Genomic DNA, 12,269 nt, shown 5'->3' on the forward strand with positions numbered 1-12,269 from the left:
GAAGTCCGGCTGCGGTCCACGCCGGCGACGAGTCCGGGCACCCGCATGGCAGCGATGGTCGGGTCGCGGACAGCCGATTCAAAAGCGTATACGCGATACGTTTGGTCTACGTTCGGAATCTCGATCAAGAAGCAAGAAGTTGGTTCGTGCCATCGCACGCCAGTAGCGGCGCGAGGCGCGCGTGCTGATGCCGTCCGAGCTCGGCCGGTACGCGGGCTTTCTTCGTGAGGCCTGATGAGCCCTTCACCTGCCAAGGCTGAGCTACTCAGGGGCGAGCCGCAGGAACTCGCGCCGCTACGGCGTCCCGCACCGCAACCCGTGGCCACCCCGCAACCGTCCATTGCTTTGGCGGCGCTGCAGGCAGGTGCCGGAAACGCAGCCCTCGCCGCTGCCGCTGCCAGCGGATCCGGAGACCTCATGGCGGCCGAAGTATCCGGGGATATTTCCAATCTGCATGCGCGGTTCGGCAATGGCGTCATGGCCTTCGCCGCCGCGGCGCAGACCACGGGATACGTCGACGCCCGCACTGCAGTTCCTTCGCAAGCCGGAGCAGCGCAGGCAGTCCCTGCCGAGATGCTTGTCAGAGGAGAGCATGAAGAAGAGGCGGCCGGAGAACCGCCCGACCTGGGTTTCTACGAGGCGCCACAACCCGGACCGATCGAGGAGCCGTCTGCCGAAGCCGTCGCACCGCAGCCGGTCGAATTGAAAGAGGAGGCACCCGGCGCCGAAGCGCCCGCAGCAGAGCCGCCGTCGGAAGTTGCCGGGAAACTGATGGAAGCTGCGGCGAATAAGGAAGAGGCGATGCGGCCGGCGACGGCAAGCGCTGAAGACGTGAAGCAGTCGGCGAAAGCGGAGGTGGAGGGAGGAAAAGCCGACGCCACGGCGAAATCACCAGCCAGCGCAGCGAGCGGTGCAGCAGTGACCGAACCGCTCGTCGAAGGGCCCGCGGCTGCTGAAGGTGGAGCGCCCGCAGGCGCTGAAGCTGCGCCCGAACTCGCAGAATGGGAAGAAAAGGCCACGAGCGCCACGCACGCGATCAGCGCGCCTCGCACGCAGCCCGTGGCTGTCGAGGGCTCGCGAGTCGTGCGTGCGGCGGGGACTTCCGCCAGGCGCCGCGCCACCGGGTCCAGGAGCAAGGCGGACAAGGAGGCGATGACGATCGTTCCGCCTCCGCCGCAAGCTCCCGATCCCCTGTTGCCTCCGGAGCAGGATCCCGTTCCTGCTGCCTCGAATCTCGTCCGCGCTACCGCCGGCAGGAAGCTCCCGGACCAGGTCCTGCCCGCTCTGGTCATGACGCCAGGCAAGATCATGCCGGAGCCCGTGAAGCCCGTCTCTGCCGAATACGGGACGAAGGTCGAGACCGCCGCAGAAATGGAGCTGCAGGCGCAGGAAGCGGCGGCCACCGCCGCCGGGAACCAAAAGGAGCTCCGGCGAATCAGGAAGAGCCGGGAGGCGAGGCAGAAGAAGTTCAAGGCCCAATGGCGCGAAGGTCTCGCGGAGCCCCTGGTGGTCAGGGGCGAGACCGCGGAGCCTCCTCCTCCCGCACCTGTGACGAAGCAGACGCAGACCGAGGTCGGCCATGTGCTGGCCGCGCTCTCGCTGATGGTCGAGCCCGGTGCACAGGAGATTGTCGATGCCGCGCGTCGCGACGCTTACCCTCAAAAAGTACTGACCAATTCTCAGTACGACGATTTCGGCACCGGCGTCCGGCCGGAGGTTGAAAAATTCCTCTACGGAAAGATCAACGCGATCGGCAAAGCGGTTGGATTCGAGCAGAAGGATCTCGATCGCTTCGTTGCGGAGCGGAGAGCGCAGCTAGCGGATGACTTCCTCAAATCCACGGGTTCGCTGATAGGTATCACTGAGGAAGAGAAGGCGAAGCTCAAGGCCGAATGGCAGAAAAATGCGGATCAAGCTGCCGGTCAGCGCCGGTCCGCGGACCAGTATGCCAAGGAGCAGGCGGCCGCCATGCATATCTACGGCGACCCCGCCCCGATCTTTCAGCTGCGCGAGAAGCTCGTGCGTGCGGTCGCCCGCAAGACGGCGCAGCTCTCGATCGGCTACATCCAGGCCGGGGACCGGCGGGGCAAGGTCCTTACCGATGCGGGCGCCGCCATGCGCGAGGCCTACATGAAGGCGGCGCGCCAGGAGGAGGCGAACTATCTCAGGGAAGCCAGGAAGACGCACAAGCCCGAGGCGAAAGCCGGCGCGGACGCGAAGGCCAGGACCGAGGCGAAGGCCAAGGCCGAGGCCGACGCCAAGGCCGAAGCCGAGCTGCTCTCGACGCCGACGTTCGATTGGCTGAAGGTCAAGCTCGACGAGTTAGCCCGCATCGTCGAGCAGATGAAGTCGGATGCGAAGACGATCGCTTCGTCCTACGACGCAGGAGTCAAAGGCGCGCGCGGCCGCGCGATCGACATGATCGGTACCTGGGCCGAAGCGATGGGCGCCGTGCGCGAGAGGGGATGGTTCGAGCAGGGGGAGCGCGACATCGACTGGGAGATCGAGGCGCAGGAGTCGGCGGCGGCCTGGGAGGCGGCGCGCACGTCCGAGGCGCGCGACGCCGTCGTGCGCGACCTCGACACCCTGAGAGATCTGAAGGACCTCCAGGCGGGGAAGATCGACCAGCGGCACGCCTTCGGCGGCACTGCGCTGACAGAACAACAGAACTCTGTCATTGGCGCCTACTACGCGGGGGAGGCGAAGGGCGATTCAATCCTTACGGTGGCGAACAGGCTGCGCGAGCGTCTGTCGGTCGAACGGCGGCCTGAGTTGATCCAGCAGTTCGACTACAAGCTGAACCATCTCGACGATGACGCACGCTGGCACGACGTCGAAGGCGTCGCGCTGGCACAGCGCCCGGGCCTTCCGCGAGCCGACTGGATCGCGTCGGAAGTCTACAAGGCGGCGAAGGGCGCGGGCACGGACGAAGACAGGATCTACCGGGCCCTTGCCGTTCTGACTCCGCTGCTCACGCTCGCCGCTCGCATGTGCTACCGCCACAAGGGTTACGGGGATCTTGACGCAAGGCTCGACGACGAGCTGAGCGGCGCGGAGTACAAGCGCGCCAAGGGCCTGATCGAAGGCAACCAGGGGCTCGCCGGCGCGTCCGCCATCCGCCTCGCGGTCTTTCCAGGCGCATACGGCGGCGATGTTGACACCGTCATGCAGGTCCTCAGCACGACGCCAGCGAAGGATCTGCGGGAGGGTTTCAAGAGCGCGGGCTACGGCGACCTCGACAAATATCTGGAACTCACCCTGAAGGGAAAAGACCTCGAGCGCGCGAAGGCCTTCGTGGCCGGCCAGACGACGACGGCTTACGCCATCACCCTGGAAAAATCGGTGGCGGGGGAGGATCGCAAGGGAGTCGAGGCGGTGTACGCCCAGATCCGCGCGGACGTGGAGCGCGATGCGAAGGCCGACTGGAAGACCGAGCAGGTCGAGGCCGAGGTCAAGAAACGCGGCGACGAGGTCGAGAGGATCTACAACGAGAGGCGCGTCAAGGAAGGCAAGGCCGAGCGGACCTACCAGGACGACCTGAAGGAGAGCTTCTCGGGCGCATCGCTCGACCTCGCCCTGGCCCTGCACGACAACAAGCAAGAGGCCGCCGACGTCGCCCGTCTCAAGCTGCAGGACAAGGCCGTCCTGATGTACGACCCGATCACGGGTGCTCCACGCTACGTCGGCGGCGACCGCAAGGCGATAGAGGGGATCCTGAAGTCGCAGGCCGAGCGTGCCCGCCGCGAGACCGAGAGGGACCTGAGCGTCGAGCTCACGGACCGCTACAAGGCGTTCGCGCTGCGGCAGGAGATGGCCATGCTGCGAGGCCGCAGCAGGGAAGAGATAGAGGCTTTCGGCACATGGGATTGGAAGGCGGAGCGGGACAAGGTCAAGGAACAGATCGAAATCAAGACCAAAGAGCGCGCGCAAACGTACACGTCCGCGTTGAAGGCGGGATACGAGGAGAAGAACGGCATCGGCAGTCTCGACGCCATGCTCGACCGGAACCTGACCGGAACGCACAGGGAAAAGGCGCGCGACATGATCGCGCACGGCGGGATCCTCGAGCCCGAGCAGGCGATGCACTACGCCGTCGAGGACGAGGACGCGGACGCCGTCAAGAGCGTTCTCGCCGGCAAGAAGAAAGCCGACATCGACAAGATGGCCGCAGCCTGGGCCAAAACGAAAGACGGACAGGCCTGGCTGGCCGCCCACAAGGGCAAGACCTTCAACGATTACGTCGTCAGCGAGTTCGGCGGGCGCGAGAAGAACGACATCGCGATCGCGCTCGAGGGCGAACCGCAGACCCCGCAAGAGATGCTGGCGCAGAAACGCAAGAAGCTTGAATACGAGAAGAGGGCCTATGGCTGGGCCGCGGGGCGGTCTCCCGAGCAATTGAAACGGATGAAGGAGCAGTTTCCCGATTTCGAGGAAAGCGATACCGACATCGAGCTCAGGAACATGGAGGAGGAGGTCGCGCTTCTTGAGAAACAGGTAGCTCATATGGAGACCCTCACGCCCGGCACCGAGGCGTACGAGGTCGCCCACACGCGCTACCAGCTTCATGCAGGCTCGGTCGACCAGGCGGCCACGAACTACCGCGACGCCATCGACTTCGAGACGGACCGGGCCGCGATGATTGTCGGCATCATCGTCACGGGCATCGTCATCGTCGCGACACTGGGCGCCGCGGCCCCGGTCGTCGCGGCCGCCGCGGCGCTCGCCGGAGCGGCAGCCTCGATCGCGACCAAGATCGCCCTCAAGGGCTCGGCCTACTACGAGACCGACGAATTGATGACCGACATAGTGGTCGGCGTCGTCGACGCGGCGGTCTCGGCTGCGACTGCGGGCCTGGGAGGCAAGCTCCTGAAGCTGCGGCCTCTCGCCAAGCTCGCCCAGAGCGCAAAGCTCGCCCCGCGGCTTCTCGCACACGGGCTGGCCGAGGGCGCCGAGAACTTCATCTCCGCCGTTCCGTCGGCGATCGCCGCCCAGATGATGGACAAGAAGCGCGACGGTCTCAACTTCTCCGAGATCTTCACGGCCGGAGCGATGGGTGCGGCCCTTGGCGGCGGTCTCGGGATGGTAGGCGGCCTGAAGAAGCCGGCCGCGAAAGCGGCGGGCCAGATCGCTGAGACCGCGGATATCCTGGCACGCCGTGGCACTCCGACCGAGCGGCTCGCGGGGTGGCGACTCTTCCAGGAGGCGAATCCCGGCAAGTCATACAAGGAGTTCCTCGCCGATCTCGACGCCGGCATCCTCGCGCGCCAGGCGGACGAGGAAGCCGTCCGCCAGGCACAGAAGAAGATGCGCGAAGAGCTGTTCACGGACATACCGCACGCTCAGCGCGGCCAGTTCAAGGACGTGCCCATACACGTGGTGAGCGACGCCGAGTTCGAGGGCTTCACGCGCAGCGCCAAGGGACAGGCCGTCGTGGTCATCGAGGATGGGAAGCCGCGGGTACTGCTGCGCGAGAGCGCCGATCCGAGGGTCTTGCGCGAGGAGGGCATCCATCTCCTCCAGAGCGCCGATCCGGAGAAGGCTCACCTCTTCCGCCAGCTTGACGAGAGCGTGCTTTCGAAATGGGACGACCTTCCGCTCGACGAGCAACTCAGCCTCTACGGCAAGAAGCTCGACCTCGAGATCGACGGCCAGCAGCGCCTCCTGAAGAACCTGAACGAGGCGCTCGCCGCCGCCGGAGATGACGCAGCCGCGCGCAAGCAGATCCTCGGGCAAATCGAGAACGCCGAGCGCACCCTCGACAACCTGTCGCGGCGTCTGGACGACGTCGCGGACATTACGCCGCAGCGTCGCCTGGACATCGCGAGGGGCAGGGTGCCGAAGCCCGATTATCTGCAGCAGCCGGCGCGATTGTTCTCCAAAGCGCCGGAAATGCCGCGCCTAGAGGTCAAGCAGAAGCTCGTCGCAGCGCTCAAGGCGGCTGAGCTCGACGCGGAAGAAGCCAAGCGCGTGCTCGAGAAGCTGCGCAAAGAGGCGGATATCAAGGGATTGCCCGCCGCGTTCGACGCCGTAGCAGATCATGCGGGCAAGCTGCCGCCTACCGAGGCGAAAGCCTTCCTCGATACCGTAGGGAAAGCGATGGACGCATGCGAGCACGCTCCCAAAGCCGCGCTCGACCTCGTCACGGCCTCGACGAAAATGCGGGATCCGGGCGCTTTCCTCTCGGCCGCCGCCAAGCTGGCCGGGGAAGGCAAGGCCGCCGAGCGCATTTCGGCGGAAGCCTTGGAGACGGTCGTGGAAAAAGTTTCCAGCCTTCATCCGGAGGCGGGCCACCGCTTCGTCGCCTCGCTTGCGAAAGTCGCTGAAACATACCCGAAGAAGGCCGCGGATCTTTCGGGCTTCATGATCGCGGCGGCTCGCCTGGAGGAACCCGGACCGTTCGTCGCCAAGCTCAAGGACTTCTCCGAGACACTGAAGAAGATCGAGTTCGAGGCCGGCACCTTGCGCGAGATCGGCGAGACCGTCGGAAAACTCGATCCCGACAAGGCAGGCACGTACTTCGATTCGATCCACGACCTCTTCAAAAGCGCGCCCGCCGATCTCAAGCAGCTCGACGGGTTTCTGGCGGCTTCGACGAAGGCGGCCGATCCCGGCCGCTACGTATCGTTTGTCAAGGACTTGAATGCGCGCCGTTTCGCCGGTGCCCTGGACGATGAAGCCGTCGAGATCCTCGCGAAGAAAGCCGGAGCCGGCACGCTCGACCTGGATTGGCTGGCGCAAACCCGGCTGTTCACGGACAACTCGGCCCGCTCGAACAAGATACTAAACTTCCTCGCTCTGGACGATTCGACCAAATGGGCCACATTTAAGGACGCTTCGGCAATCAAGGGCAAGACGATCAAGGAAATCTTCAGAGACGGCAAGCTGCGCAACAAGCTGATGGAGGCGTGGCGCAGCCTCAAGGGCGCAGCCGGAGAGATGATCGTCGAGGCGAGGATCATCCAGGCCGACGCGATGGACGAACTGGTCATGCTCGGGGTGAGATCGTTCAAGAGGCAGCGGTGGGTAACCGGCACCATCAGTGATTTTCTGGTCGAGATGGGCGACAAGGCGATCCGCGGCCTGGAGGTGAAGTCGTTCAGCGAGACCTTCTGGCGGAACATGCTCAAGGGACTCGACGAGCTGGAAAACCTCACGCAAATCCAGGGGCTGACTAGGAAGGAGGCAGAGTTGCTCCTCAAGAAAGAACAGAAGCAGGCGGTCGCCGCTCTCGAGCATCTGATGGAACAGCTCGAGAAGGCCGCCGCCAGCGGGCACGCGCCCATCCTGGTCGTGGGGGACACGCTCAAGAAGCTGAGGCGCGGGAATGCCATCGAGCAACTCATCAAGTCGCGGACTGGTCTGGAAAGGATTATCTTTATGAGTGATGATGCGGTGACGAAGTTGACGAAGGAGATGAAGATTCTCCTCGATCTGCCTTTTTGAGAGGTCAGGCATGGCATATTCATTGGTTTGGGTGCTGCTTGCGCCGGCCCCCGCGGCCCAGCTTGAGGAGCGCGCGGCCGCCCTGCGCCGCGACCGTCTCGGCGCCGGCGAGAAATACCTTCCGAAATGGGAAGTACAGAATTGCCAGGGCCAGTACTCGGCTGTGTTTAGCCGCAACCCCGGAAGTGAACGTACGCTCGAAGTGCCTTTTGCCGAGCTGCTCTCAAGCGAGCTCGCGCTCCCTGTCTATGTCCTCTACCTCGACAAGGCGTACGGCGGCCTGGAGGTCATCGAAGTCTATGAACGCGGACAGCACAAGGAGAACCTCGCGGGCGATCCTTACGGCTTCGCGCGCAAGCTCGGCTGCCCGCTACCGGGCGAGCCTAAGCCGGCCAAGCCTGAGGGTACGATCAAGAGCGCTATCGTCGTGGCAGGCGCGTCGGCAGATGACGCGGCGCGCGCGCTCAAGATAGACCGGTCGAAGCAGCAGAGCCCGATCCGGCTGACCGACGGACCTACGGGCGTCGTGCTGTACCGGCCAACAGGCGGAGACCTGACGATGACGGCCTACCGCCTGAGTGAAGCGTTCCCACGGCGCGACGTGTACAAGCTCAATACGGGACCTTTGCCCGGTCGGTTCTCCGCTTGGGTTGTGCGCGACGGGCAGAATGCAGGTTTGTTCGAATACCCCGTCACTCCCGGTCCCGGCGATGGCCTCACCCCGCGACTCGACGCGGTCAGCGGCAAGAAAACGCCCGCGGAAATCGCCGACGCGCTGGGCGTGCCGCGCGAAGCACTGGGGTTGTAGAGGAGCAGTCCTGCGTTGAACATGGTGCTGGGACCTGAGGTTTCTTTTTCGCGGCTCGACCGGGCGCTCTCGAAGCTCGGCTGGGAGCGCGCGCCCGACACTTCCGCCGCGCCCTCGCTCGTCCCCGGCGAGCCCGAGTTCGCTTCGTGGTCGCGCCATGATGACGAAAGCATCTCCTATACGTTCAACCCCGTGGTAAGGCTGCGCGTGCTCGTGTTCTACGGCGCCCGCGCCGGCGCGCTCAAGACCGAGGTCGAGAGCTCCCTGCCGGCGCTCGGCATCCCCGAGCTCGAAGCGTTGCTGCAGTCCACCGATCCGCGCCAGCTCCTGCTGGGCGTGCTCGCGTTGCGCGAGCTCAGGGCTCTCGCGCTGACCGAGCGGCTCGGACCGCTGCGCAGCCACCGCGAAGCGACGGTCGCGCGCGCCGCCCAGAAAGCGCATGCGGAGCTTGTCCAGTTAGCCGTCGAGGTCGCCGCGGAGCGCCTGCGCGAAGACAAGAGACAACGCCCCGACCGCTCTGTCCTCTTCCCGCGGCTGGGCGACGCGCACCTGCGGCGGCAGACGCTGCGCTGGCTGATCCGCGACCGCAAGGAATCCAACGAACATATCGAGGCCGTACTGCGCTCGGGCCTCGTCGACAAGGACTGGGAGGTGCGCGCGACGGCGATGCTGGCAGCAGCTCGCCTGGGCGTGCGCGCGCTCGGAAAAGATGTGGAGCGCCTCGAGCTTCCGCGCACGAGCCGCGAAGGGCCTGACGAGACCGACCGCAGCATTCTCTACGCCGCGCGCAAGGTCGTCCTGGCCCAGCTCGCGGGCGAGCCCGGGCCGGAGCGCACGGCCGCGCCCGACCACGGCGACGGCCGGCACGAACTGCGCGCGATCATGTCGCGGCATCTCTGGCGCTGCGTAGCAGGCCTCCCGGCCGAAAGACTCGACCGCGTCTTCCTCCTCATCAACGCTCTCAGCGAGCCGCTCGACATTGAATACGACGCGCCGCCCGCGCTCGACTGCGTCGTCGAAGAGGACGGGCGCTATAGGTTGCGCCGCACCGGGATCGAGGTGTGCTGGGTGGCCGCGCTGCCGCACTGGCTTGGAGCCGACGACCCCGACTTGACCGCGCGCAACCCCATTCGCCGCGTCGCCCCCTCCACAGGGTTCTTCATCGCCCGCCGTCCGCTCAGCGGCTCGCAGGCACGAAGCCTCGTGTCCCCCGTTTTCGCGGCCCAGGTTGGGGCAACGGCAGATGACGAGTCGTATCTATGCAATCATGGAGAGGCCGCGCGCCTTTGCGAAGTGCTCGGCCAATTCGAAGGTGCGCGCATCGATTTACCCGAAACGGACCAGCGGGAAATGGCGGGTCGCGGTACCGACGGCAGACGTTACCCATGGGGGAACGGCCTTGAAAGCGGCCGTTCTCGGCTTGCGTCGCCTTGGGGTCTCGACATCGCGCTGGTAAGGGAAAGTGAGTGGACCAAAACCGAGGCCGAAATGGTCGAGCACATTGCCTATGGCGGCAAAGATGATTCGCGGTGTGCCTTTCGGGCGACAGTTCCTACCGAGAATGCTAGCGTTCGTTGTGCCATTCGTCCGGTGGTCCTGCTTGTGGGCAGCTAGAGCCATTGCTTCAACAGGATGACTTCGTGAGGGACACCAACGGCGCTTACGCGTACCGCACCGGTCGACTCGTTTTATAACAGCCGAACCAAGTCCGGGTCGCCACGAATCGACGTCCAGCGGATGCGTGAATCGCCGAAGGCGACGGTTATTCCTTTTTCCTTTTTACTGGATGAAGCGCAGCAACTTGACCTGACCGGCGAGCGACAGCGCGTCGAACTCGTCGAGAAATAGCGTGCCTCCCTCCGCTTCGGCCGCGTGCCCTCATGCACGGCGCTCGCGCCGGTGTAAGCGGCGTCGCGATGGCCGAACAGCTCGTTTTCGAACATCGGGGGTTGGCGCGGCAGTTGCCGGGCACGAAGGCAGCGGCTGCTGCACCGGCTCACGTCACGGGCATGGCGGGCAAAGAGTTCCTTGCCGACCCCCGCGGTGGGGCCGCTGACGAGGATTTCGGCGTCGGTGCAGCCGACACGGTCGAGTTTGGCTCAACCTTCTCGTCTACGCTATCGTAACCGCCATCGTGCCTAAGAAGGACGTGGTCACGCCGGCATTGTGCCTGGAGCACAAGCTCAAGCGGCGCAATACGCGGCTGCCGATGGCGGGCGCGATCTCGCTTACAACGAGGGGTTCTCGCCGTCCCAGGGTAGGCAATCGGTTGCGCTTGATTGATCCGGCGTACCTTCCCTGCTGAGGCCGTGTTTCTTGATGAGCCGCGAAATCTTTTTCGGGTACTCGCCGCACTCGCTCGCGGCGCGTGTGATGTTGCCGTTCGTTCTGCGCAGGGCCTCTGAAACATAGCGCTTCTCAAACTGAGAGACGAGATGCTTCCGTGCGCTCGTGAACGGTTTGCCAAGTAACTCGTCATCGATCATTACGCTCGCAGGGATCGATTTCGCGAGCATTGGCAGGTCATATTTGTCCACCGGACGCGCGAGCTGCAGGCAGGTGAGGTATTTCACGCAGTTCTCGAGCTCGCGTACGTTGCCTGGCCAAGGGTAGTCGAGCATCGCCTGGAAGGCACCCGTTGACAGCACGATCTTCGGTAGGTGGTATTGCTCCGAGTACTGGCCGGAATATTCGTCAATCAAGAATGGCACGTCGTCCTTCCGGCTCGTGAGAGGAAGTACGTCGACAGGGAAGACGCAAAGACGATAGTACAAATCGCTGCGAAAGCGTCCTTGCTCCACCAATAAAGGAAGATCTGCGTTTGTTGCAGCAATAAAACGAACGTTGGCTGTGCGTATGCGCGAATCCCCAAGGCGGCGATATTCCTTCTGCTGAATGAACCGCAGCAACTTTACCTGGCTGGGCAGCGACAACGTGTCAACCTCATCCAAGAACAGCGTGCCATTCTCTGCCTCAGCGACCAAGCCTTCCTGGCTGGCGCCTGCGCTGGTGTAGGCCCCGCCTCTATGTCCAAACAACTCATTCTCCAGTAGTTCCAGCGGAATCGCGCCACAGTTCACCGGCACGAAGGAAAAGCTCGCGCGCCTGCTCCTCTCATGAACATACAGGGCGTAGAGTTCCTTGCCGACGCCGGTTGGACCGCTAATCAGCACCTCAGCGTCAGTACCGGCAACCCGCGACAGCTTGTCAAGTGTCTCAAGGTGCGGTCGACTTTGGCCGATGAGTCGAACCATGCGCTCTGCCCCGGTTTACTCCCAACGCTATGCTATCCGCTGAAATTCCTATTGTGAGTTGATGCGCCGCCCGGAACATAGGCGATTGGCAACGGCATCGACTTCGTACCGGCTACGCCGCCCGGCGCGGTTCTCGTTGATCTGCGGCAAACTGCGACGCCAGTCCCTGGCAGCTTAACACGCAACGCGCCGCCCTTGCGCTGGTTCGCGCACGCATTTTCTGAAGGCAAAGCGAGGGTGTTGAGAACAAATGCATAGCGAATCTGCGATTCCTCGTCCTCGGAAAATCGCTGAGCAAGTTGCTTCATCGGCTTGGCGTAGGCTTGATTGCGCGTGCGATGGTCGATTTTGTCGTAGTCCCCATACATCAACCAATGCGCATCCATGCAGTCACGCTTGCGCTGGGTCTTGGCGCCGACGCTCCTCTCCTTCGTCAAGACAGCCGCGCCATCAGCCAGATTCTTGCCAGGCGGCAGGACATGTTGGTTCCCGCGCAGGCTAAGCGCGATGCCCCCGTAGGCGAAGCCGCACTCGGGATCCTTCTTCAGCACCTGCTCGAACGTCTTTTGCGACGCCCGATACCAGAACGAGCATTGGTACAGAATTGTGCGGTTGAACAGTTCCTGCGTCTCGGGATTGCACGAGGTATCGATATATGCCTTACCGAGCGGTTTGTCTGTCTGGGCAAACACCAGTCGCGCAAGAATGATGCCGGTTCCGACGAAGGCGATCACTACGAATGATTTCGCGTTCATGATCACGCC

At 63.9% G+C, this 12,269-nt stretch carries 5 protein-coding genes and 1 pseudogene; 3 read left to right on the plus strand and 3 right to left on the minus strand.

Going from position 1 to position 12,269, the window contains the following annotated elements; genetic code table 11:
- Nucleotides 1-417: 417 nt before the first annotated feature.
- The 3 genes from V1279_RS37345 to V1279_RS37355 are packed head-to-tail and all read left to right on the plus strand — an operon-like array spanning nt 418 to nt 9,865.
- Nucleotides 418-7,443, plus strand: coding sequence for a hypothetical protein (locus tag V1279_RS37345; protein ID WP_334445982.1), 7,026 nt, complete (start codon nt 418-420; stop codon nt 7,441-7,443).
- A gap of 10 nt (nt 7,444-7,453) precedes the next feature.
- A complete protein-coding gene (locus V1279_RS37350) occupies nt 7,454-8,251 on the plus strand; it encodes a hypothetical protein (protein ID WP_334445984.1) in 798 nt (265 codons plus the stop codon).
- Between the two features lie 15 nt (nt 8,252-8,266).
- Complete coding sequence (locus V1279_RS37355; protein ID WP_334445986.1) at nt 8,267-9,865, plus strand: hypothetical protein; 1,599 nt, start codon at nt 8,267-8,269, stop codon at nt 9,863-9,865.
- A gap of 165 nt (nt 9,866-10,030) precedes the next feature.
- On the opposite strand, the pseudogene V1279_RS38065 reads toward V1279_RS37355, so the two are convergent.
- The 3 genes and pseudogenes from V1279_RS38065 to V1279_RS37370 all read right to left on the minus strand — a co-directional run bounded on the left by V1279_RS38065 (nt 10,031) and on the right by V1279_RS37370 (nt 12,260).
- A pseudogene (locus tag V1279_RS38065) lies at nt 10,031-10,314 on the minus strand (sigma 54-interacting transcriptional regulator).
- Between the two features lie 165 nt (nt 10,315-10,479).
- On the minus strand, nt 10,480-11,505 hold the full coding sequence (locus V1279_RS37365; RefSeq protein ID WP_334445988.1) for a sigma-54 dependent transcriptional regulator: 1,026 nt from the start codon (nt 11,503-11,505) through the stop codon (nt 10,480-10,482).
- Between the two features lie 32 nt (nt 11,506-11,537).
- Nucleotides 11,538-12,260: a hypothetical protein gene (locus V1279_RS37370; RefSeq protein ID WP_334445989.1), complete on the minus strand. Its 723-nt coding sequence runs from the start codon at nt 12,258-12,260 to the stop codon at nt 11,538-11,540.
- Between the last annotated feature and the right edge of the window lie 9 nt (nt 12,261-12,269).

It is taken from the genome of Bradyrhizobium sp. AZCC 1610 (assembly GCF_036924515.1).
In the GTDB taxonomy this organism is placed as follows: Bacteria; Pseudomonadota; Alphaproteobacteria; order Rhizobiales; family Xanthobacteraceae; genus Bradyrhizobium.